Genomic DNA, 21,836 nt, shown 5'->3' with positions numbered 1-21,836 from the left:
ATCATGTGTTATGATTTAATTATAATCGGCGGAGGCCCGGCAGGACTGGCAGCCGCTGTATCTGCGAGAAAAGAAGGGGTGGAAAACATCCTGATACTGGAGCGTGACAGGGAACTGGGAGGAATTTTAAACCAGTGTATCCACAATGGATTTGGTCTCCATACCTTTAAGGAGGAACTGACAGGACCGGAATATGCCTGGCGTTTTATTGCCCAGGTGGAAGAGATGGAGATTCCCTATAAACTGCACACTATGGTTCTGGATATCCAGGATGGGGAAGCATGCAAAACCGTTATGGCTATGAACAGAGAGGACGGCCTTATGATGCTGAAGGCCCGCGCCGTGATCCTGGCTATGGGCTGCAGGGAGAGGCCAAGAGGCGCCCTGAATATTCCGGGTTACCGCCCTGCAGGTATTTATACTGCGGGAACAGCGCAGCGTCTGGTTAATATGGAGGGATATATGCCGGGCAGGGAAGTGGTGATCCTGGGCTCCGGTGATATTGGATTGATCATGGCAAGAAGAATGACCCTGGAGGGTGCTGAGGTAAAAGTGGTGGCAGAGCTGATGCCCTTCTCCGGGGGCCTTCAGAGAAATATTGTACAATGCCTGAATGACTTTGATATTCCATTAAAACTCAGTCATACAGTGATTGATATTCAGGGAAAGGAAAGAGTGACAGGGATCACCCTGGCGCAGGTGGATGAGAACAGGAAGCCGGTTCCGGGAACCGAGGAGTTTTATTCCTGCGACACATTGCTTCTGTCCTGCGGCCTGATCCCGGAAAATGAGTTGTCAGGAAAAATAGGCGTGGAACTGTCCCGCGTCACCTCAGGCCCTGTGGTGAATGAAAGTCTGGAGACCAATGTGCCGGGTGTCTTTGCCTGCGGCAATGTGCTCCATGTACATGATCTGGTAGACTATGTCTCCGAGGAGGCGGCAAGGGCCGGTGCCTGTGCGGCCGCATATATTCGGGGAGAGAAGGAAAAAAGGGATGCAAGGCCGATCAGGGTTTTGGCTGTGGATGGCGTTCGTTACACAGTGCCTCAGACCATCCGGCCTGCATGTATGGAAGATACCCTTACCCTGCGTTTCCGGGTGGGCGGTGTTTACAGGGACTGTTATGTGAGTGTATACTTGGGTGAGAGGCGGATTTGGCATAAGAAAAAGAGAAAGCTGGCACCCGGTGAAATGGAGCAGGTAGTATTGAAAAAATCGGATTTGACAGACAATGAAAGTTTCGATAAGATTACTGTGAAAGTGGAGGAGGCATAGAGATGGAAACGAGAGAATTGATTTGCATTAATTGTCCTCTGGGATGTAGTCTTACTGTTACAATGGATAATGGAGCTGTGAAAAAGGTGGAGGGAAACACCTGCAAAAAGGGTGAAGCTTACGGAAAAAAAGAGGTGACCAACCCCACCAGGATTGTCACGTCCTCTGTCCGTGTAGCCGGAGGCACACTTCCAGTGGTATCCGTCAAGACAGCCTCCGATATTCCAAAAGGGAAGATTTATGACTGCGCAGAAGCATTAAGAGCCGTCCGGATGAACGCCCCGGTACATATTGGAGATGTGGTGCTTAGAAATGTGTGCGGAACCGGCGTGGATATCATTGCCACAAAAAATATACCGGCGGTATAAAAAGAACGAGATTTACAAGGAGAAGAAAATGCTGACAGATAAGAACGGTAAAAATGCGGAGAGCCTGAGAGACAAGAAACTATATCTTTTGGATATGGATGGAACTATTTACAATGAAGATGAAATATTTGCGGGAACACTGGATTTCCTGGATGAGATCGAGAGAAGAGGCGGACAGTACATCTTTATCACCAACAATTCTTCCAAGTCGGTAAACGACTATGTGGAGAAGGTGGCTAAGATGGGGATCCGGGCAGGATATGAGAATTTCTACACATCCAGCCAGGCAACTGCCATGTATATCAATGAAAATTATCCGGGACAGGTGGTCTACTGCATGGGAACCTGTTCCCTGGTAAATGAGCTGCGTGAGGCTGGCATACAGGTAGTCACAGAGGTGGATGACAGGGCCACGGTTGTACTCATTGGATTTGATACGGAAAATACCTCTGAGAAAATCAGAAATACATGCATTATGCTGGGCAGGGATGTGGTATATCTGGCTACAAATCCTGATTTTGTATGCCCGGTGAGCTTTGGTTATATCCCTGACTGTGGATCTATGAGCATAATGCTGAAAAATGCCACAGGAAAAGAACCATTTTTTATTGGTAAACCTGAGCCGATTATGGTAAACTGTGTATTAAAGAAGCTGGACCTGAAGGCAGAGGATGCTGTCATTATTGGTGACCGGCTCTACACAGATATCAAAACCGGAGTGAAAGCCGGGGTGGATACCATCTGTGTGCTTTCCGGTGAAGCGACTATACAGGACATAGAAGAAGGAGATGTAAAGCCAACCTATGTCTTTGACAGCGTAAAAGAGATCTATGAGGGACTGACAGAAGCATGAGATATCAGAATATCAGGGAAGGGCGCTTTGTAAGCCGCCCCAACCGTTTTATTGCCCGTGTGGAGATTGACGGGCAGGAAGAGATCTGTCACGTGAAAAACACTGGAAGGTGCCGGGAATTATTAGTTCCCGGCGCCTCTGTTTTTCTGGAGAAAAGTGACAAAAAAGAACGAAAAACAGCATATGACCTGATTGCCGTGAAAAAGGGAAACCGCCTGATCAATATGGATTCCCAGATTCCCAACCGGGTAGTGGAAGAGTGGCTGCGAAAAGGAAATCTCCTTGGTGAGGGCGCATATATCCGTCCTGAGACAAAATATGGAAATTCCCGGTTTGACCTGTATATGGAACAGGGGAAACGGAAAATTTTCATGGAAGTAAAAGGCGTGACTCTTGAGGAGGATGGAATTGTCCGCTTTCCGGACGCACCCACCGAGCGCGGCATCAAGCATATAAAGGAGCTGTGCCAATGTATAAAAGACGGCTATGAGGCGTATATTATGTTTGTTATCCAGATGAAAGACGTGAAATACTTTGAGCCCAACAAAAGGACGCACGAGGCTTTTGCCCAGGCGCTTTTGGAGGCAGAACAGGCAGGTGTACATGTACTGGCCTATGACTGTTTTGTAGAACCGGACGCCATTTGTCTTGGGGAACCGGTGGAGGTGCAGCTAATATGAAACTGGAACAGATAACAGAGCCTTTGCTTTCCTGGTATGAGAAGAACAAGCGGGATCTGCCCTGGCGGAGGGAACCAACCCCGTATCATGTTTGGGTGTCGGAGATCATGCTGCAGCAGACCAGGGTGGAGGCTGTGAAGGACTATTACCGGCGGTTTCTCGCGGAACTTCCCGGAACCCGGGATTTGGCGGCCTGCCCGGAAAATAAACTCTTGAAATTGTGGGAGGGTTTGGGCTATTATAATCGTGTGAAAAATATGCAGAAGGCAGCAAAAGAGATCGTCGAAGAATACGGCGGGAATATCCCCCCGGATTATGAAAAGATCTTGGCGCTTCCCGGTATTGGCAGCTACACCGCAGGCGCTGTCTCCTCCATTGCCTTTGGTCTGAAAAAGCCGGCCGTGGACGGCAATGTACTGCGTGTCATTTCCCGTATCACAGAAAACGGGGAGGATATCCTAAAGCAGTCTGTAAAGCGGCGCGTGGAGCAGGAATTGGAAGCTGTCATGCCAGAGGACCGGCCGGGGGCCTTTAATCAGAGCCTCATGGAGCTGGGGGCTACGGTGTGTATACCGAACGGTATGGCAAAATGTGATGTCTGTCCCGTACGTCATCTGTGCAGTGCCCGGGCTCACGGCACGGTTCTGGATTATCCCAAAAAAGCGGCGAAAAAACAGCGCCGGATTGAGGAAAAGACAGTCCTGCTCATACAAAACGGACAGGAATATGCTATTTGCAAGCGTCCGGATAAAGGGCTGTTGGCAGGTTTGTATGAATTTCCCAATATGGAAGGCTGGCTTACCCAGGAGGAAGTGTTAAAGGCAGTGGAGGAATTAAAACTCATGCCCCTGCACATAAGGGCCGCCGGGGAAGCAAAACATATTTTTTCACATGTGGAGTGGCATATGAAAGGATATGTGGTAAAGGTTGCTTCCACAGAGGAGAAAAAGGCAGGAAGCCTGCTTTTTATCAATAAAAAAGAGTCGAAGGGAAAATACCCGATTCCCTCCGCTTTTTCCGCATATAGAAAATATATTGAGGAGGACTAATCCAATGAAATTATTGTCCGTTGCAGTTCCCTGTTATAATTCCCAGGCATATATGGAGAAATGCGTGGATTCCCTGTTGGAAGGCGGGGAGCAGGTGGAGATTTTGATCGTAGATGACGGGTCCGTGGATGACACGGCGAAAATTGCAGACGATTATGCTGCCAGATATCCCGGCATCGTGAAAGCCATTCACCAGGAGAACGGCGGCCATGGGGAGGCCGTGAACACAGGGCTGCGAAACGCAACCGGAATTTTTTTTAAAGTGGTGGACAGCGATGACTGGGTGAACAAGGAGGCCTATGAAGCGATCCTGACAAAGCTCTCAGAGATTGTTGGCGGGCCACAGACCCTGGATATGATGATCAGCAACTTTGTCTATGAAAAACAGGGCGCCAGACGGAAGAAAGTCATGCGTTATAAGAAATACCTGCCCCAGGGAAAGATTTTTACCTGGGAGGAGATCAGCAAAATGCCGGTGGGGAAATACATTCTGATGCATTCCGTGATCTATCGTACCGGACTGCTCAGAGAGTGCGGCCTGGAACTGCCGAAACACACCTTTTATGTGGACAACCTGTTTGTCTACCAGCCCCTTCCCTCAGTGAAGACCATGTACTATATGGATGTGAATTTTTACCGGTATTTTATCGGCAGGGAGGACCAGTCCGTTCATGAGGATATTATGATTCGCAGGATTGACCAGCAGCTTTTAGTGAACCGTCTCATGATTGATTCCGTGGCGGGAAAGAGGATCGGTGACAAGCACCTGCGGCAGTATCTTTTGAGGTACTTGGACATTATCACTGCAGTATCCTCCATCATGCTGATACGCTCCGGGACAGAGGAGAACCTGGAGAAGAAAAAAGATTTGTGGAAATATTTGAGAAATGAGGATATCCATATTTACAGAAAGCTCCGCCTGGGCATCCTTGGCAGAAGTGTGAACCTGCCGGGATGGAGCGGGAGAAATATTTCTGTGGCGATTTATAAAGTAGTGCAGAAATTTTATGGGTTTAACTAAGGCGTCTGTCCGGGTATACCGGACAGCCAATGCCGGCATATAAAAAGGACGTTCCCAAAAGGCGGTAGCTCATAAGGAAACATTAGAAAAATTATGAGTTATGCCAGGTAGACGGAAAAATTAAAAACTCTATGTGATTGAGAATTCTTTCGCATAGAGTTTTTTCATGTTAGGAATGTTGTTTTTTGATTTTCTTAGCGTTCACAGAACGCGCAGCCGTCACCGCAGGTGGTGATCTCAGGGGTTTGGGGATATGTCACCAACAAGCTTTTTTACAGATTGTCATTTGTGAACAATCTGTGAAAATACGCAAACTTGTGGAAGTTTGCATTGCTTGCCAGTAGTTTTAGAAAACTTGATGAGCAGACTTCCCACTCCAAGAGAGTATTGCCTATCAGGCATAAAATAGATATAATATGTTTGTTAAGCATGGGATTACTGTGAGGAGGCTACATATGGAAATCAGAGTTCTTCGTTATTTTCTTACCGTAGTGCGGGAAGAAAGCATTACAAAAGCATCCGAGGTGCTTCATATTACACAACCGACTTTAAGCAGACAATTGTCGCAAATGGAAGAAGAAGTGGGTGTAAAACTGTTTAACCGAGGTACACGAAAAATCACACTGACAAACGAAGGCATTTTACTTCGCCGCCGTGCCGAAGAAATTTTACAGCTTGTGGACAAAACAGAAAAAGAGCTTGTGGAACAGGAAGAACAAATTGAGGGAAAAATTACAATCGGCTGCGGTGAGATTGCCTCTGTACAACTGCTTCCTGAACTATTTAAAGTCTTTCATGATAAATATCCAAGAGTTACTTTTGATATTTTCACGGCTACTGCAGATATTGTAAAGGAGCAGATGGACAAAGGACTGATTGATGTTGGACTGCTTCTGGAACCGATTGATATAGAAAAGTATGATTTTGTACGGATGCAGATAAAAGAAAAATGGGTAGTTGTCATGCGCCCGGATGATCCGATGGCATTCAAGAAATCTGTTACCGCAAAAGACTTATCAGATGTTCCCTTAATTCTTCCCCGCCGACTAAAGGTACAGAGCGAGCTTGCAAGCTGGTTCGGAAATTATTTTGAAAACCTTAATGTGCTGTTTACCAGTAATTTAAGTACCAATGCTTCTATTATGGTAAGTCAAGGATTAGCGTACTCTCTGGTAGTCGAAGGCGCAATTCCATTTTGGGATAAGAGCAAAATTATTTATAGACCATTATCCCCGGAATTGTCGGCAACCAGTGTCCTGGCATGGAAGCGTGGTCAACCGTTCAGTCCGGCAGCGACAAAATTTATCGAACAAGCGCAATGCCTTTTAGGTATGAGTAAGGCATTAAAACTAAGTATTTGATATAAAGCAAAATGAGATTTATAATGTAAGTGCAGTTAAGAGAATGTATTTCTCTGACGGCACTTACTTTTTTGCATAAAAAGGAGGATATAGATGACTCTGAATGAAGCCAGTCGCAGATTTCATATCAGTATGGATAAACTTAATTTTTACGAAGAAAACGGTCTTTTGGAGCATAGGACGCTCACTGGCGGAGTGCCTGACTATACGGAATCCGATTTTCGCAGGATAGGGTTGATTCATGCTTTACTAAAATCCGGGTTGAATATGGATACGCTGAAAACATATTTAAACCTGATTGGGAACAAGACAAGCAGCAAAGAGGAACAAATTAAAATCCTCCGAAAGCAGCGATTTAAATTGTTGGATGACATTCATGAAAAACAGCAATCTTTGGATGAACTCGATTTTATGATCGATGAAATAAAGAAAGGGGCAATCAAATGAACAGACCACATATTATCTGCCACATGATGGTGGCATTGGACGGAAAAATCATAGGAGAGTACATGGACACAAAAACCGCCTATGATATGAATGCGGAATACGATCGTATTCATGATGAATTTGAAGCCGATGCTTGGATGTGCGGCAGAGTCACAATGGATGACAACTTTACCTTTTATGAAAAGCCGGAGCTTCATGAACCGGCAGAGAAAATCCCTCACACAGACTACATCGCCAATGAAAATGCAGACATTTATGTAGTTGCGGTTGATCCTTCCGGTAAACTCGGATGGAAAGAAAATAATATCCACGGATATGCAAAGCGCCCGCCTGCACACATCATTGAGGCACTGACCGAGCAGGTGTCAGACGCATACCTTGCCTACCTTAGAAAACTTGGAATTTCCTATATCTTTGTAGGTGAAAAGCAAATTGACTGCAAGCTGCTGACGGAGAAATTAAAATCAGTATTCGGAATCAATAAACTGCTGTTAGAAGGCGGCGGATATCTGAATGGCTCATTTATGAATGAAGGCTTAATGGACGAATTAAGTTTGGTTGTAGCTCCTGTAGCGGACGGTAACTCAAACACAGTAACACTTTTTGAGAAAGCGGATTATTTAGAAAGCAATCTGCCGATGGAATTCAAATTGCAGAGCGTAGACCGTTTGGGTGAAAGCGGGCTGTGGATTCGGTATAAACCGTGATGTGAACCACAATGAAATGCAGCAAAATATTCTGCCGGAATTAAAAGACAGTGATTTGGATATTTCAAAGTATGATACTGTTTTTATCGGCTATCCTGTGTGGGCAACCGATGTACCGCAAGCAGTGCTGTCTTTTCTGAACGAATATGACTTGACGGGTAAGACGGTAATTCCTTTCTGTACCCATGACGGTTACGGTGCAGGTGGAAGCTATACAACGATTGCAGAAGCAAGCAAAGCAGGAAAAACACTTGACGGCCTTGCTATTGAGGCAAAGGATGTTCCTTCGGCGCAAGATACCGTAACAAATTGGCTGAACTCCATTGGTATAACGAAAAAAACTGAGAACTCTGCTGAAAACGGTGAAACGGCCATTAAAATCACCGTGGGAGATGTTGTTTTAGATGGCATACTGTATAACACAGTGCTTGCCGAAGAAATAAAGACATATTTTCCGTTGACGATTTCTATGGTGGGATACGGCGGCAGAGAATATTACGGCGGTATCGATTTTTATCCCCAACATCTGGAAGGCGGTCAAAAAACCTTTGAAAACGGTAACATTACCTACTGCGAAGCCCATCATAATATGGCAATCTTTTATGCACAGACCGACAATCCCAATCTTTCTGTGGATGTCATTCCGATTGGTAAGGTTACTTCCGACCTTTCCGTGTTTGATGACCTATCTGGCAGCGTTCAGATTACCTTTGCTCTGGCAGAATAAAACATAAAATAAAAATTTGGAGGTATTCATCATGAAAAAAATAACAGCTATTTTACTCTCGTTACTTATGGTGATAGGACTTGCGGCCTGTTCTGGAAATACGGATCAAAACGGGCAGTCATCGACAGAACAGCCCCCAGCTGAAAACAGTTCTTCGGCAGATGCGATGAATAACGAATCCTCTGCACCGACTGATTCAAGCAACACACCGGATAACGAAGATGAATCTTTAAAAGTATTGGTAGCATATTTTTCTGCTACAGGCACGACAGAAGGCGTGGCAAAGCATATTGCAAATGGATTAAACGCAGAGCTTTATGAGATTGTGCCGGAGCAGCCTTATTCATCAGCCGATTTGGATTGGAACGATAACGATAGCCGCAGCACGATTGAAATGAACGATCCAAATGCCCGGCCTGATATTTCCGGTTCCGTAGAGAATATGGAGCAGTATGATGTGGTCTTTATCGGATATCCGATTTGGTGGTATGATGCGCCGAGAATTGTCAGCACCTTTATGGAAAGTTACGATTTTTCCGGTAAAACAATTGTACCGTTCTGCACCTCCGGTGGCAGCGGTATAGGTTCCAGTGCGTCAAATTTGGAAAAACTGACAAGTAATGCCGAATGGCTAGACGGCCAGCGCCTGAACGGCAGTGATTCTCAGGATACGGTTATGGAATGGGTAAACAGTCTCGGACTGGATAAATGATAGGAAAGGACGAACCGATTATGAAACAAAAGCAGAAAATAAAAATATGCGTTGATTTGTTGATGACGGTGCTGCTGCTTTGCCTAATGACATATCAAATCATCGGGCAGGAACTTCACGAGTGGTTCGGTGTCGGAATGCTTGTACTCTTTCTGCTGCATAATGTTCTGAATATGAAATGGTATGGGCATTTGTTCAGGGGTAGATATACTCCCTTGCGAATAATGCAGACACTCATCAATATGGGCGCTCTTGTTTCTATGCTTTGCCTTGGATTCAGCGGAATTGTGTTATCTCGTCATGTATTTTCCTTTGTTCAGGGTGGCCCGATAGCAACGGCAAGAGCCATGCACCTTGTCGCTTCCTATTGGGGATTCGTGCTGATGAGTCTTCACGCAGGTCTTCACTGGGGAATGATTTTAGGTAAGGTTCGCAGATTAATGAAAGGAAAAACTATACCCAAAACATCTATGTGGATTGCGAGGATAGCCACTGTTGCTATTGCGGGATATGGATTATTCTGCTTTATCGGTGCAGATATTCCGTCCTATATGTTTTTTCAAAATCAGTTCGTTTTTTTCAATTTTGAAAAAAGTGCTGTGTCTGTGTTTTCAGAATATGCGGCAATGATGGGCTTTTGGGTTTTTGTTGGTTATTACGTCACAAAGGTGACGTAATAAATTAAATGAAATATGGAGGATTTTATCATGAGCAAAAAAATTTTAGTAGCTTATTTTTCTGCAAGCGGTGTAACCGCAAAGGTAGCGGAAAAACTTGCTGAAGCAGTGGACGCCGATCTTTTTGAAATTAAACCGGAGCAGATATATACTTCGGCGGATTTGAACTGGACAGATAAAAACAGCAGAAGTTCCATTGAAATGAACGATTCAAATTGCCGCCCAGCAATCAAGGTGAAACTTGCGAACATGGAACAGTATGGAACTGTCTTTGTCGGCTTTCCTATCTGGTGGTATGTTGCACCGAAGATCATCAACACTTTCCTGGAAAGCTATGATTTTACGGGTAAGAAAATCATTCCGTTTGCAACATCTGGCGGTAGCGGCATGGGAAAAACAAACGCTTCCCTTGAACCAAGCTGTCCGGGAGCGGTGTTGATGCCCGGTAAAATATTGAATGGTTCTTTATCAAAACAGGATCTGGTATCATGGGCAGAAAAATTAGGTCTTTAGTTGACGAGGAGGATAGAGATGCTTGTAATTAATATCTATTATACCGGCAAAGACGGCTCGGCAAGGGCATTTGCAAAAGAAATGACCGAGAGTGGTCTTGTGGATAGAATTCGACAGGAGGAAGGAAACCTCGGATACGAATATTTTTTCCCGGTAGACCATGAAGAAACGATATTGTTGATTGATAAGTGGAAAAATCAGGAGGCGCTTGATTTTCACCACAAAACAGATATGATGAAGCAAATTGCTGTACTTCGGGAAAAATACAAATTAAAGATGAAGGTAGAACGCTATCAAGGAGAATGATGATGAAAATAAAACAAACAGCTGGAAGAGACCAACTTGGAGAATTTGCTCCGAAATTTGCAGAACTGAATGATGATATATTATTCGGCGAAGTATGGTCGAGAAATGAAAAACTCTCTCTGCGTGACCGCAGCCTTATAACGGTGGTGGCTCTCATGGCACAAGGTCTTACCGACAGTTCACTGACCTTCCACTTACAGGAAGCAAAGAAAAACGGCATCACCAAAACGGAAATTGCAGAGATCATCACCCATGCGGCCTTCTATGCAGGCTGGCCGAAGGCGTGGGCGGTGTTCCGGCTTGCAAAAGAGGTGTGGAATGAGAAACCGTCTGATGACAGCGCTAAGTCCAAACACGCTGCCGAAATGGTATTTCCGATTGGTTCGCCCAATGACGGATATGCACAGTATTTTATTGGGCAGAGTTACCTTGCTCCTCTTGCCAAAACCGACGATGAACATCCCGCTCTTTTTGCTAATGTGACTTTTGAACCCGGATGCCGCAATAACTGGCATATCCATCACGCAAAAAACGGCGGCGGTCAGGTTCTCATCTGTATTGCCGGTGAGGGTTGGTATCAGGAGGAAGGCAAGGAGGCTGTCAGCCTTACGCCAGGGATGATTATTACCATTCCTCCCGAAGTAAAACACTGGCACGGAGCAAAAGCAGATAGCTGGTTCAGCCATATTGCAGTTGAAGTTCCCGGCGAGGGAAACAGCAACGAATGGTGTGAGTCTGTATCTGATGACGAATATGAACAGTTGAAATAGGAGGAATATCATGTTAGGAAATTTTGATTATTGCAATCCGACCAAACTCTATTTTGGAGAGGATTCGCTTAACTATCTAAACGAGGAACTGCCGAAGTACGGTAAAAATATCATGCTGACTTATGGCGGCGGCTCCATTAAGAAAAACGGGATTTATGAACAGATTATCAGTATTTTGAAAGCAAACGGTAAAACAGTTTTTGAAGATTCCGGTGTTATGCCAAATCCTACCGTTCAGAAACTGTATGAGGGTTGCAAACTTGCAAAAGAAAACGGGATTGATTTGATTCTTGCTGTTGGTGGCGGTTCTGTCTGCGATTATGCAAAAGCGGTTTCCGTTTCTGCTTATTGCGAGGATGATCCGTGGGAAAAATACTATCTTCGCATGGAGGATGTAGATAATAGGATCATCCCTGTAGGTTGTGTACTGACTATGGTAGGCACAGGTTCCGAGATGAACGGTGGTGCTGTTATCACCAACCATGAGCAGAAACTGAAAATCGGTCATGTGTTCGGTGAAAATGTATTTCCGAAGTTCTCCCTCCTGAATCCTGCGTTTACCTTTACATTTCCTAGGCATCAGATGATTGCAGGATTCTATGACATTATGAATCATATCACCGAACAATATTTTTCCGGGGAAGATGACAACACTTCTGATTACATTTCAGAGGGACTGATGAAATCGCTGATTCACGCAAGCCGGATTGCCATTAAAAATCCGCATGATTATGAGGCTCGCAGCAACATTATGTGGACAGCAACCTGGGCATTGAACACACTGATTGCCAAAGGGAAATCCACCGACTGGATGGTGCATATGATTGGTCAGTCGATTGGCGCTTATACCGATGCTGCTCACGGCATGACGCTGTCTGCTGTCTCGATGGCATATTATCGTTATATCTGCCCATATGGACTCAATAAATTTAAAAGGTTTGCCATAAATGTGTGGGATGTTGCTTCGGACGGCAAGACCGATGAGGAAATCGCTTCGGAAGGACTTGACCGCATGGAAGCCTGGATGAAGGGGCTGGGACTTGTTATGAATATCAGTGACCTAGGCGTAACCGAGGATATGCTTGACGGCATTGCAAAAGGCTCTTTCCCAATGGAGGGGGGATATAAAGTTCTCGGTCACAATGAAATCGTAGATATTTTGAAACAGAGTATGTAATGATGAATCAGTCAGAATCGTTATTTACCAACCGAGATTTAAAAAATTTAGTTTTACCATTGTTTATGGAGCAGCTGCTTACGATGCTGGTGGGGATTGCTGACATTTTCATCGTTAGTTTTGTCGGAGAGGCGGCAGTATCCGGGGTATCCCTTGTCAACTCGTTTAATACCATTTTCATTTATTTGTTTACTGCTCTGGCCTCTGGCGGAGCAGTGGTAATCAGTCAGTACATCGGCAGAAACGAACCGAAAATAGCAGGTGAAGCTTCGAGTCAGTTATTCACCTCCTCCGTGCTGTTTTCTATTGTTACTGCCGTACTGATTCTGTTAATCAACAGACCTTTAATGAGAATGATGTTTGGGCAGGTGGAGCAGGATGTGATGGCGGCTTGTGTGACCTATCTTCGTATTTCAGCCTATTCCTATCCGGCTCTGGCAATCTACAACGCAGGGGCGGCTCTCTACCGCAGCTTTGGCAAGACCAGCACGACCATGTATATTTCGTTGATTGCTAATACAATCAATATCGCTGGCAATTTAATCGGTGTATTTGTACTGAAGGCAGGCGTTGCGGGAGTTGCTTACCCATCGTTCATTTCAAGAACATTTTCAGCTATTGCCATTACCATTCTGTGTTTTGGAGGAAAGAATCCTGTTCAGTACCATGTAAAATGGATTTTGAGCTGGAAGAAAAAATTACAGTACCAGATGCTGCGGATCGCGATTCCAAACGGCGTGGAAAGCGGTGTTTTTCAACTTGTAAAGGTGGCTTTGAGCAGTGTTGTGGCATTATTTGGAACATATCAGATCGCAGCAAACGGAATTGCACAGAGTATTTGGGGAATGGCTGCTCTTGTATGCGTCACGATGGGACCTGTATTTATTACTGTGATTGGACAATGTATGGGAGCTGGTGACACGCAGGCGGCAGATTATTATTTCAGGAAACTTTTGAAAATAACCCTGCTGTTTTCGCTCGTTTGGAATGGGTTGATTTTCGCCGTAACGCCGATACTGATGCATTTCTATTCGTTAGCCGAGGAAACAAAGCATCTGGTAATAGTTCTTGTGTTGATTCATAATATATGCAATGCGGTAGCGTTTCCATTTGCCGATCCTTTCGGGAAAGGTCTACGAGCAACTGGAGATGTGAAATTTACAACGGCGATATCGCTTTTTACAACAGTCGGTGTCCGGCTTGTTTTTTCAGTATTGTTTGGTATTACGCTGAACTTAGGCGTTGTAGGTATTGCCTACGCAATGTGCCTCGACTGGATAATCCGCGGTATTATATTTTGGATTCGATTCAAGAAAAACAAGTGGAAACAATGTAAAGTAATTTAAGCGGCATCAAGCAGCCTAACATTTGAGAATCTGCTGTGCAACGGCAAAAAACATCGTGCAGCGGAAATAATAAATGATTGTGAGGCGATTTCATGGGAAATTAGCTGTATTCGATTTATCCGGAACAGATACGCAGATTGGTGAGAAATTAGCACTCTTGCTTGATGAAAAACAGCGAAAAGAACTTGCACAATATCTTTTTGGAGATATAGTATTAACTGCTGATACAGGTATAAATCCACCAAAATATAACTGGCAGCAAGATAGTCCTCTTACTGAAATACAAGAAGGTGATTTATATATTTGTTTGGAACATCGTCTGGTAACAGTCCACAAACAGGAAATAAGTCTGACTGCCAAAGAGTTTGATATATTGTTTTTACTTGCCAGCAATCCGAAACGAGTGTTTACTTATGAGCTTATCATGGATTTAGTCTGGAATGAGGATTATACCTACTATTCCCGGAAAGCAATCAATAATCATGTGAGTAACTTGCGGAAAAAGTTAAAGACCAGACCGGATGACCCTGATTATATCAAAAGCGCTACCGGAATTGGATATAAATTTGCATTACAATAGATTCGCACCATAGGCCAAAACCTACGGTGTGAATTTTTTTGTATTTTCTCAGGACAGACGGCAACTTTCTCCTAAAATATGTACGGAATAATGGAAGGATTTTTCGGTTGCCCTCTCTGCCAGGGTGAATTATGAATTTTTCGTGAACTTTTCAAAATGCCCCCGTAATTTTGCACCAAAAATGTACTACGATGTCCGATTTATCGCCATCAATGATGATGTAGACAGTGCTAAAGGAGAAAATGATTTTGCCGTTTTCAATAACGTTTTCAACGATTATTACACAAAGGACACCAGCAAGAAAATCCGGGCGGTTGTCAAAATGCGAGGAGAAGCCGGGGAACACCTTGCCAGCAATCCGCCCTACGGTTATGTGAAAGACCCACAGGACAAAAAGAAATGGATTGTGGATGAAGAAGCGGCAAAGGTAGTGCGGCGTATCTTTGACCTGTGTATTGCGGGGAAAGGACCTATGCAGATAGCAAAAATACTGACAAAGGAACAGATATTGACTGTTACCGCCTACCATGCAAGGCAGAAAGGTTGGACAATGCCGGATAATCTATATGGCTGGAGCCAGAAATCAGTTTCCGGTATTTTAGAACGGAGGGAATATACCGGCTGTACCGTCAACTTCAAGACCTACGCCAAATCCCTGAAATTTAAAAAGCGACTGCAAAATCCAAAAGAAAACCAGCGGATATTTGAGGGGACGCAGCCAGTAATTATCGAGTACGGACAATGGGAACGGGTACAGGTTCTTCGGGAAAATAAACGCAGACCGACCAAAACAGGCAAGACAAGTATATTCTCCGGCCTTGTCCGCTGTGCTGACTGCGGGGCAAAGCTATACTACTGCACTTGTCACAGCTACAAGGATGATTCACAAAACCATTTCGTCTGTTCCAATTACAAAAGCAATACCGGTTCCTGTCAGATTCATTATATCCGGGAGACCACGCTGTATAAGCGAGTACTGGAATGTGTCCAACGAACTCTGACCTATGTTCGATTGTTTAAGGATGATTTTACACAGGAAATGCTGATGCAAGATGAAGCCAGCCGGAAAGAAGAACTTACACAGAAACGAAAAGCTCTCTCCGGCGCACAGAAGCGCATGGAGGACTTGGACAAAATCATTCAGCGCCTTTATGAAGATAATGTTTTAGGAAAACTGAGTGACCTTCGTTTCCAGAAGCTATCGGGACAGTATGAGACCGAACAGGAAGAAATCAGACTGCTTTCCGAAGTGTTGGAACGTGAAATCACAGAAGAAGCCGAACAAGTTTCTGATGTAGAGCGTTTTCTGCAACTTGCCGAACGGTATTCCGATATACAGGAGCTTGACGCTGCAACAGTCAACGAATTGATTGAAAAAATCGTCATCCATAATCCGAAGAAAATCGATGGAAGAAAGCATGTGACGATTGAAATTTATTTTACTTATGTAGGCAAGATTCGGATTCCACTTCAAAAACCGGAACTGCCTACGGGTACGGAAAAACCGGCGTGATTTCCACCACGCCGGTTCTACCAGAAATTTCATTTACTTCCTTATGAGCTTCCGCCTAAGCGGAACGTCCTTTTTATATGCCGGGCCATAAGGCCTCATTTTACAAATGCGGGTTGTTTCTGCCGGGCCGGATGTGCTTTGTAGAACATCTGGCAGCAGAACACATTCAGCGCAAACGCTGCTACCACATCCACGAGTGTATGCTGCTTTAAGAATACAGTAGCCATGACGATAAGTATGGTCAGAAGCAGGGTACTGCCAAGCAGTACGGGATGCTTTCTTGCTTTTGCGTTTTTGAAAACTGCTGTGCAGCAGGCCACGGAATTGAATACATGAATGCTGGGCAGTATATTAGTAGGAGTGTCGATCCGGTATAAATGTCTCACCAGTTCAATAAAGATGCTGTCACCGGTAAGCTTGGGCCGCAGGTCCTGCCCGTTGGGGTAAATGTAGGAGATGACGAGAAACAGTGTCATACCCACTCCAAGGGTAAAGATCAGTTGGTAAAATTCCCGTTTACTGTCATTAAAAAAAGAAAAGTACAAAACAGTGACTGCGATGTAGGCGAACCACAGCAGATACGGGACGATAAAATATTCACAGAACGGGATATAATCATCAATCTTCATATGGATGATATGGGGCCGGACATCGCGCTGTTCCAGATACCGGAAAGCTGTAAGGTAAAAAATACCATATACCGGGATGATCCAGGTGTGTTTATATTTTTTCAGCAGATTCATAAAATCACCTTCTTTTCGATGCCAAAGCCTTTCTTTATCCTGCCCATTATAGCACAGGAAAATCAAGATAACAATGGGATTTACAGTAAATTCAGAAAAGCTTCACATCCAATTCACACTCTGAAAAAACTGTCCGGTTATGCCTGTTTACGTGGGAGAAAACTGTCAAAAATGACGGAATCAAAACGCTTTTTACACTTTTCATAGGCCTCCGGTGTGCGCAGCGTCCAGGCAAAAACAGGGGTTTTGTAGAGATGGCGGACCAGGCAGAAGCTCAGGTTGCGGCTGTCCTTATAGCAGTAGGCAATAAAGTCGGGTCGTCCGATGCAGTTGGTGAGCAGGTGTTTTACCAAAAAACTCAGCACATATCCGCCCTCAGCCACCGGGCTTGTCAGGTTGGAGGAGAGCTGCCCTCTTACCACTCCGGGCCGGTTGCGCCGGTACCAGAAAAGCGCCAGGGAATTAAAAGATTCAATACAGTAACTGCCTTTATACCCCTCTAATAGTTTATCCACAAGAGCACAGGGATATGTGTGGCGGGAGTGAAGTTTTATCTCGATCAGTAAAGGAACCCGGCCATCCACCAATTTCAGTACATCTGAAAACAGAGGGATTTTTTCTCCGGTGTTCTGCAGAGAGAGCTTTTGCAGTTCCTCATAAGTCTTTGTCTCCAGAGGCAGGTCGATGCCGCACATGCGGCCCAATGTATAATCGTGGAAAACCACGATCTTGTTGTCTTTTGTAACCTGAACATCCAGTTCAATGGGATATCCGCACAGGACTGCCCGTTCAAAGGCGGGCATGGAGTTCTCTGGAATGCCTTCTTTGGGATCAAATAATCCTCTATGTGCAAAGAGTCTGTGCATAAAGGCCCGAGTTTGGGATTTTCTTGTAAAACGCGGCATAATACAGTAAAAATAAAGTAAAAAACCGAGAAGTACAATGGCAGCCATTATCAGCAGTGATTTCATAAGTTAACCTTCTTTCAACTATCCGGTGATGACAGAAATCTGTTCCGGCGCTGTTCTCAGGGAGAGGGAACTCCTGAATCCAAAAGATTCCCCGTCACAGTGTACAGGAAGAGGACGCCGGCTGATGATTTCCACCACATGCCCCTGTTCTATCTGTATGCCTTTAAACCATATGTGTTTCCCAATAAATGCTGTGGGCAGCATGGTGAGGATTTTCAGTTTGGAGAGTTTTCCGGCTACACAAATGTGGATTTTGCCGTCAGAGTGATCTGCATCCGGACAAAATTTACAGCCTCCCCCCTCATATTTCAGATTCATGCCCGCAACAAAAAAGCAGCGGGGAAAACGGGAAATCCTTTTTTTGTCCAGCCTGATATCCACAGGGCAGGGGCGGTACAGAAACAATTGTTTCAGGGCAATGGCCGCATATGTAAGCTTGCCCAGGCCATATCTGTTCAGAAGATCCTTGAGGCCGGAATGCAGAGCTTCATGACAGATGGAGGCGTCAAATCCAATGCCGGCACTGATGAGAAAATAACGCTTTTCTTTGTCCGACTGTGCGATGCCAATATCCATCTTTTCAATACATGCGGGAGCCAGGATCTGCTCCACAGCTTTTTTAGTATCTTTCGTAAGCCCAAGGCCTCTGGCAAAATCATTGCCGGAGCCTGTGGGAATATAGCCCAGGGTGATATGGGTGTACACTGTTTTTACAAGACCGTTTACCACTTCATTCGCTGTGCCGTCTCCGCCTACAACAACCAATGTACAGGGGATAGAGAGGGCTGCTATCTGATGTGCCAGCTCGGCGGCGTGTCCCTGCCGCTGGGTAAAATAGGCCTCGTATTCCAGGTTTTCCTCATCCAGACGCTTTTTTACGTTGTCCCAGATTTCCTGCCCCTTGCCGGAACGGGAGCGGGGATTGATGATAAAATAGTACATACGCTTCTCCTTCTTTGCCATTATTGTAGCAGTTTCCCGTTGTGAGGACAAGTAAAATATGATATGATAAAAAAACAGCAGATACATGGTGCTGCCGGTCACAGAGTGGGCAGCAGCAAATACTGTGATCATACAGACAGCTGAAAGGAGTTAAGATACATGGACAACGAATTTGTAACATTTACTATAGGAAAGAAGAAACATATTGCATTGATCGCGCATGACAATGAAAAGCCGAAGCTGATAGAATGGTGCAGAGAGAATTATGATATACTGAAGAACCACAGCCTTTACGGGACAGGCACTACCGCAAGGCTGATCGCAGACAAGGCCGGCCTGCGCGTAAAGGGATACAACAGCGGCCCTCTGGGCGGTGACCAGCAGATTGGCGCCAAGATCGTGGAGGGCGTTATTGATTTTGTAGTGTTCTTCTCAGACCCTCTGACAGCGCAGCCTCATGACCCTGATGTGAAGGCCCTTATGCGTATCGCGCAGGTATACGATATTCCCATGGCGATCAACAAGGCTACAGCAGATTTTATGATCCATTCCCAGTTTATGGACGGGGAATATGACCATGAAGTGATCAACTTTAAAAAGAATGTGGAAAAACGTGCAGACTCCATGTGAGGTGATATGATTTTTATTATAAGATAGGAAAAGATGTCTTCCTGCTTTGCGCAGAAGACATCTTTTTATATTCGGTATTTTTCATACCGCTCCGCAGCGGGTTGCTTTAAAGTATCAGGTTGTGATCCAGGTACTATAGCCTTCCCGGCGCAGTGTCTGTTCCATTCTCACGGCATTTGCCAGGTATTGGTAGGCGCCTACCTGTACTTTGTAAAAGCCGTCCTCATTCAGGATAAAGGCAGGAAATCCTTTGTCCTGCAGTTCATAGAGCAGATTATCAGCATATTGTTTTTCCCTGAACATGCCTACCTGCACCCGGTAGAGGACAGGTTCACCGGCAGGGGGACGTTCCACTTCTTCCTCTTCCAGAGTTCCAAGGATCGCATAGGCAATACTCTGTGCAATCTCGCTGAATTTCTCATCGAACAAGGCGTTGTCTGCGTCGTTGTTGATAAAACCCGTCTCAATCAGGACGGCTGGCATCTTTGTGCGGCGAAGGACCACCAGTCCGGGTCTTGCCTTCACACCAAGATTATTAAAGCCCAGTTCCCCTAATGCCCCGTTGATATTTTCTGCCATCTCAACCTTGGGACCTGACAGGTCATAGACCAGGGTTTCCACACCGGAATACTGGTTTGCCTGGGGGCTTGAGTTGCGGTGGAAGGAGAAAAACCAGTCTGCACCGGCATCGTTGGCGATGCGGGCTTTCTCAAATGGTGTCTGATATACATCAGTGGTGCGGGTGTACACCACATCCACCCCGTTCTGGGAGAGAATCCGTCCCACGGCCAGAGCCAGGCGGAGGTTGTCATCTTTTTCCTGACGGCCCTTATAGACAGCACCGGGATCTGAACCGCCGTGCCCGGCGTCTATTACAATTTTATATGCCAAATGGTGACTCCTTAAATCGCTTTATGACTATTATATGCGCTGGTTTTCGTTTTGTGCCCTGCACAGACGGCGGAATTTGAAAATCAGGGGCAGGATCATGAGACACCAGATCACAGGCTCTGCAATAATGATTCCCATATACTGAAGCACAGGGGTCAGAAACAGTGCGATCAATACTTTGCCTATCAGCTCAATGAAGCTGGATATGACAGGGGTGATATGGTCACCGATAGCCTGCAGGGCATTTCTTAAGATGTTGATCCCGCAGGCTACAAAATACAGCAGAGAGTTGATGCGCAGGTATCTGGAGGCGTTTTCCACAACCACAGGGCTGTTGCTGCCCGTGACCAGATGGACTAGGAAGGGAGCAGCAGTGTAGCTTAATAAGATAATGATGAAAGTCCACCCCCATGTGATGAACAGTGCCTGCCGGATCCCGGTTTTTACCCGTCCGAACTCACCGGCGCCGAAGTTCTGCCCGCAGAAGGTGGCCATGGTCACGCCCATGACGGAGATTGGCAGAAAATAAAATTCGCAGATTTTCCTGGCGGCTGTGTGCGCCACAATGATTTCTGTGCCAAAGGTATTGATGGCGCACTGGAGGGCAAGGGTGCCGAAAAATACCAGGGACATCATAAGTGCCATGGACAGGCCGGAGGAGAAGAGCACTTTCACCATGGTCCGGCTCAATTTAAAATCTTCAGGCTTTAAGCGGAAAATGGGATAGCGTTTCCACATGTATATAAAACTCAGCACCACGGACACACTCTGGGCCAGAACAGTGGCCAGGGCAGCGCCGCGGACACCCATATGGAACTCCAGGATGAACAGCAGGTCAAGCCCCACATTCAGAAGGGCAGCGCAGACCAGAAATAAAAGCGGGGCCACCGTGTCCCCCACAGCCCGCATGATACCGGCCAGCGCGTTGTAGAGCATGGTGATGAGCATACCCATAAGAATGATTCTTATGTATCCGGACGCTTCGGACAGGAGCTGTTTTGGAACCTGCAGCAGGGACAAAAATCCGTTCAGTCCCAAAAGAGCCATCGCAGTCAGGACCACTGTGGTCAGAAATCCCAGCAGAAACGTTCCGGCAGCCGCTTTTTTAAGCCGTTCCTTTTTATCAGCGCCGAAGCTCTGGGAGACAATGATGGAAAAGCCGTTGGTAAGACCCTGCAGAAAGCCGATGAACAGTGTACTGATGGCAGTCGTTGCACCCACAGCGGCCAGAGAGGATTCTCCAAGTGTGCTTCCCACGATCCTTGTGTCAGCCAGACTGTAAAAAAGCTGGAACAGATTGCCCAGACATACGGGAAGCGCAAAGGAAAGCATGAGTTTGGCAGGGTTTCCCTGCGTCAGATTCTTCATAATTTTTATTCTCCAATGATCATTTTTCTCAAAATCCTTTACCATAATATCACAAGACCGGAAAATAGCAAGTTCTAAGTTGCTGTCCACAGGGAGAAACGGTAATGTAACGGTCTGGCTGTCTGAACTGATACACGGTAATTCTAAAATCTCCATAAAGTCTTTTAAAATCTCTTCCTTTCTTAATTCAGAAGTGATAAAATCTAAAT

Annotated in this window: 25 protein-coding genes; 20 read left to right on the top strand and 5 right to left on the bottom strand. The window is 45.4% G+C overall.

The features are described from left to right. From A4V09_RS10995 to A4V09_RS10905, 19 genes are all read left to right on the top strand, one after another. Positions 1-1,275 carry an NAD(P)/FAD-dependent oxidoreductase gene (locus A4V09_RS10995; protein WP_089280615.1) on the top strand — a complete coding sequence of 425 codons (1,275 nt, stop codon included), beginning with the start codon at positions 1-3 and terminating at the stop codon, positions 1,273-1,275. Between the two features lie 2 nt (positions 1,276-1,277). Next, a complete protein-coding gene (locus tag A4V09_RS10990; RefSeq protein ID WP_065542386.1) occupies positions 1,278-1,643 on the top strand; it encodes a DUF1667 domain-containing protein in 366 nt (121 codons plus the stop codon). A gap of 28 nt (positions 1,644-1,671) precedes the next feature. After that, complete coding sequence (locus A4V09_RS10985; RefSeq protein WP_198168583.1) at positions 1,672-2,496, top strand: HAD-IIA family hydrolase; 825 nt, start codon at positions 1,672-1,674, stop codon at positions 2,494-2,496. Continuing rightward, on the top strand, positions 2,493-3,176 hold the full coding sequence (gene sfsA / locus A4V09_RS10980) for a DNA/RNA nuclease SfsA (protein ID WP_065542385.1): 684 nt from the start codon (positions 2,493-2,495) through the stop codon (positions 3,174-3,176). The genes A4V09_RS10985 and sfsA overlap by 4 nt, the downstream gene beginning before the upstream one ends. Next, on the top strand, positions 3,173-4,225 hold the full coding sequence (gene mutY, locus A4V09_RS10975) for an A/G-specific adenine glycosylase (RefSeq protein ID WP_065542384.1): 1,053 nt from the start codon (positions 3,173-3,175) through the stop codon (positions 4,223-4,225). Before sfsA ends, mutY begins: the two co-directional genes overlap by 4 nt. Positions 4,226-4,229: 4 nt before the next feature. Continuing rightward, the gene (locus tag A4V09_RS10970) at positions 4,230-5,246 is read left to right on the top strand and encodes a glycosyltransferase family 2 protein (protein ID WP_065542383.1); all 1,017 of its coding nucleotides are present in this window, start codon (positions 4,230-4,232) and stop codon (positions 5,244-5,246) included. A gap of 455 nt (positions 5,247-5,701) precedes the next feature. Beyond that, positions 5,702-6,607, top strand: coding sequence for a LysR family transcriptional regulator (locus tag A4V09_RS10965; protein ID WP_065542382.1), 906 nt, complete (start codon positions 5,702-5,704; stop codon positions 6,605-6,607). 93 nt (positions 6,608-6,700) lie between these two features. Then, positions 6,701-7,054, top strand: a complete 354-nt coding sequence (locus tag A4V09_RS10960; protein WP_065542381.1) for a MerR family transcriptional regulator — start codon at positions 6,701-6,703, stop codon at positions 7,052-7,054. Next, a complete protein-coding gene (locus A4V09_RS10955) occupies positions 7,051-7,761 on the top strand; it encodes a dihydrofolate reductase family protein (protein ID WP_065542380.1) in 711 nt (236 codons plus the stop codon). Before A4V09_RS10960 ends, A4V09_RS10955 begins: the two co-directional genes overlap by 4 nt. Position 7,762: 1 nt before the next feature. Next, positions 7,763-8,488 carry a cyclophilin-like fold protein gene (locus A4V09_RS24905; RefSeq protein WP_162291111.1) on the top strand — a complete coding sequence of 242 codons (726 nt, stop codon included), beginning with the start codon at positions 7,763-7,765 and terminating at the stop codon, positions 8,486-8,488. 31 nt (positions 8,489-8,519) lie between these two features. Further along, positions 8,520-9,200, top strand: a complete 681-nt coding sequence (locus A4V09_RS10945; RefSeq protein ID WP_065542379.1) for a flavodoxin — start codon at positions 8,520-8,522, stop codon at positions 9,198-9,200. Between the two features lie 20 nt (positions 9,201-9,220). Next, positions 9,221-9,877 (top strand): DUF4405 domain-containing protein, encoded by a 657-nt coding sequence (locus A4V09_RS10940; RefSeq protein ID WP_065544737.1) that lies wholly within the window; start codon positions 9,221-9,223, stop codon positions 9,875-9,877. A gap of 30 nt (positions 9,878-9,907) precedes the next feature. Then, a complete protein-coding gene (locus A4V09_RS10935) occupies positions 9,908-10,390 on the top strand; it encodes a flavodoxin (protein ID WP_065542378.1) in 483 nt (160 codons plus the stop codon). A gap of 18 nt (positions 10,391-10,408) precedes the next feature. Beyond that, complete coding sequence (locus tag A4V09_RS10930) at positions 10,409-10,696, top strand: putative quinol monooxygenase (RefSeq protein WP_065542377.1); 288 nt, start codon at positions 10,409-10,411, stop codon at positions 10,694-10,696. Next, positions 10,696-11,466 carry a carboxymuconolactone decarboxylase family protein gene (locus tag A4V09_RS10925; RefSeq protein WP_334293540.1) on the top strand — a complete coding sequence of 257 codons (771 nt, stop codon included), beginning with the start codon at positions 10,696-10,698 and terminating at the stop codon, positions 11,464-11,466. Before A4V09_RS10930 ends, A4V09_RS10925 begins: the two co-directional genes overlap by 1 nt. Before the next feature lie 10 nt (positions 11,467-11,476). Beyond that, positions 11,477-12,643 carry an iron-containing alcohol dehydrogenase gene (locus A4V09_RS10920; RefSeq protein WP_065542375.1) on the top strand — a complete coding sequence of 389 codons (1,167 nt, stop codon included), beginning with the start codon at positions 11,477-11,479 and terminating at the stop codon, positions 12,641-12,643. Further along, positions 12,643-13,989 carry an MATE family efflux transporter gene (locus A4V09_RS10915; RefSeq protein ID WP_330396555.1) on the top strand — a complete coding sequence of 449 codons (1,347 nt, stop codon included), beginning with the start codon at positions 12,643-12,645 and terminating at the stop codon, positions 13,987-13,989. The genes A4V09_RS10920 and A4V09_RS10915 overlap by 1 nt, the downstream gene beginning before the upstream one ends. Positions 13,990-14,062: 73 nt before the next feature. Next, the gene (locus A4V09_RS10910; RefSeq protein WP_084043535.1) at positions 14,063-14,569 is read left to right on the top strand and encodes a winged helix-turn-helix domain-containing protein; all 507 of its coding nucleotides are present in this window, start codon (positions 14,063-14,065) and stop codon (positions 14,567-14,569) included. 142 nt (positions 14,570-14,711) lie between these two features. After that, on the top strand, positions 14,712-16,082 hold the full coding sequence (locus A4V09_RS10905; RefSeq protein WP_242964067.1) for a DUF4368 domain-containing protein: 1,371 nt from the start codon (positions 14,712-14,714) through the stop codon (positions 16,080-16,082). A gap of 95 nt (positions 16,083-16,177) precedes the next feature. On the opposite strand, the gene A4V09_RS10900 is transcribed toward A4V09_RS10905, so the two are convergent. The 3 genes from A4V09_RS10900 to A4V09_RS10890 form a co-directional block, all read right to left on the bottom strand. After that, the gene (locus A4V09_RS10900) at positions 16,178-16,825 is read right to left on the bottom strand and encodes a phosphatase PAP2 family protein (RefSeq protein WP_065542374.1); all 648 of its coding nucleotides are present in this window, start codon (positions 16,823-16,825) and stop codon (positions 16,178-16,180) included. 137 nt (positions 16,826-16,962) lie between these two features. Then, complete coding sequence (locus A4V09_RS10895; protein ID WP_065542373.1) at positions 16,963-17,796, bottom strand: glycerophosphodiester phosphodiesterase family protein; 834 nt, start codon at positions 17,794-17,796, stop codon at positions 16,963-16,965. An 18-nt stretch (positions 17,797-17,814) separates the two neighbouring features. Beyond that, on the bottom strand, positions 17,815-18,738 hold the full coding sequence (locus A4V09_RS10890) for a diacylglycerol/lipid kinase family protein (protein WP_065544734.1): 924 nt from the start codon (positions 18,736-18,738) through the stop codon (positions 17,815-17,817). 159 nt (positions 18,739-18,897) lie between these two features. On the opposite strand from A4V09_RS10890, the gene A4V09_RS10885 reads away from it, so the two are divergent. Continuing rightward, positions 18,898-19,368, top strand: a complete 471-nt coding sequence (locus A4V09_RS10885; RefSeq protein WP_065542372.1) for a methylglyoxal synthase — start codon at positions 18,898-18,900, stop codon at positions 19,366-19,368. A 114-nt stretch (positions 19,369-19,482) separates the two neighbouring features. Here A4V09_RS10885 and A4V09_RS10880 read toward each other — a convergent pair whose 3' ends face one another. After that, positions 19,483-20,259 carry an N-acetylmuramoyl-L-alanine amidase gene (locus A4V09_RS10880; RefSeq protein WP_065542371.1) on the bottom strand — a complete coding sequence of 259 codons (777 nt, stop codon included), beginning with the start codon at positions 20,257-20,259 and terminating at the stop codon, positions 19,483-19,485. A gap of 30 nt (positions 20,260-20,289) precedes the next feature. Further along, positions 20,290-21,627 (bottom strand): MATE family efflux transporter, encoded by a 1,338-nt coding sequence (locus A4V09_RS10875; protein WP_065544733.1) that lies wholly within the window; start codon positions 21,625-21,627, stop codon positions 20,290-20,292. Positions 21,628-21,836 lie beyond the last annotated feature (209 nt).

Source organism: Blautia pseudococcoides, from assembly GCF_001689125.2.
Lineage (GTDB): Bacteria > Bacillota > Clostridia > Lachnospirales > Lachnospiraceae > Blautia > Blautia pseudococcoides.
This window is presented reverse-complemented; position numbering and strand designations above follow the sequence as displayed.

Bases quoted from the DNA above. Each gene is read 5' to 3' on its own strand.
- A4V09_RS10990 (WP_065542386.1), top strand. From the start codon at position 1,278: ATGGAAACGAGAGAATTGATTTGCATTAATTGTCCTCTGGGATGTAGT.
- A4V09_RS10985 (WP_198168583.1), top strand. From the start codon at position 1,672: ATGCTGACAGATAAGAACGGTAAAAATGCGGAGAGCCTGAGAGACAAG.
- sfsA (WP_065542385.1), top strand. From the start codon at position 2,493: ATGAGATATCAGAATATCAGGGAAGGGCGCTTTGTAAGCCGCCCCAAC.
- mutY (WP_065542384.1), top strand. From the start codon at position 3,173: ATGAAACTGGAACAGATAACAGAGCCTTTGCTTTCCTGGTATGAGAAG.
- A4V09_RS10970 (WP_065542383.1), top strand. From the start codon at position 4,230: ATGAAATTATTGTCCGTTGCAGTTCCCTGTTATAATTCCCAGGCATAT.
- A4V09_RS10965 (WP_065542382.1), top strand. From the start codon at position 5,702: ATGGAAATCAGAGTTCTTCGTTATTTTCTTACCGTAGTGCGGGAAGAA.
- A4V09_RS10960 (WP_065542381.1), top strand. From the start codon at position 6,701: ATGACTCTGAATGAAGCCAGTCGCAGATTTCATATCAGTATGGATAAA.
- A4V09_RS10955 (WP_065542380.1), top strand. From the start codon at position 7,051: ATGAACAGACCACATATTATCTGCCACATGATGGTGGCATTGGACGGA.
- A4V09_RS10945 (WP_065542379.1), top strand. From the start codon at position 8,520: ATGAAAAAAATAACAGCTATTTTACTCTCGTTACTTATGGTGATAGGA.
- A4V09_RS10940 (WP_065544737.1), top strand. From the start codon at position 9,221: ATGAAACAAAAGCAGAAAATAAAAATATGCGTTGATTTGTTGATGACG.
- A4V09_RS10935 (WP_065542378.1), top strand. From the start codon at position 9,908: ATGAGCAAAAAAATTTTAGTAGCTTATTTTTCTGCAAGCGGTGTAACC.
- A4V09_RS10930 (WP_065542377.1), top strand. From the start codon at position 10,409: ATGCTTGTAATTAATATCTATTATACCGGCAAAGACGGCTCGGCAAGG.
- A4V09_RS10925 (WP_334293540.1), top strand. From the start codon at position 10,696: ATGATGAAAATAAAACAAACAGCTGGAAGAGACCAACTTGGAGAATTT.
- A4V09_RS10920 (WP_065542375.1), top strand. From the start codon at position 11,477: ATGTTAGGAAATTTTGATTATTGCAATCCGACCAAACTCTATTTTGGA.
- A4V09_RS10915 (WP_330396555.1), top strand. From the start codon at position 12,643: ATGATGAATCAGTCAGAATCGTTATTTACCAACCGAGATTTAAAAAAT.
- A4V09_RS10910 (WP_084043535.1), top strand. From the start codon at position 14,063: ATGATTGTGAGGCGATTTCATGGGAAATTAGCTGTATTCGATTTATCC.
- A4V09_RS10900 (WP_065542374.1), bottom strand. From the start codon at position 16,825: ATGAATCTGCTGAAAAAATATAAACACACCTGGATCATCCCGGTATAT.
- A4V09_RS10895 (WP_065542373.1), bottom strand. From the start codon at position 17,796: ATGAAATCACTGCTGATAATGGCTGCCATTGTACTTCTCGGTTTTTTA.
- A4V09_RS10890 (WP_065544734.1), bottom strand. From the start codon at position 18,738: ATGTACTATTTTATCATCAATCCCCGCTCCCGTTCCGGCAAGGGGCAG.
- A4V09_RS10885 (WP_065542372.1), top strand. From the start codon at position 18,898: ATGGACAACGAATTTGTAACATTTACTATAGGAAAGAAGAAACATATT.
- A4V09_RS10875 (WP_065544733.1), bottom strand. From the start codon at position 21,627: ATGAAGAATCTGACGCAGGGAAACCCTGCCAAACTCATGCTTTCCTTT.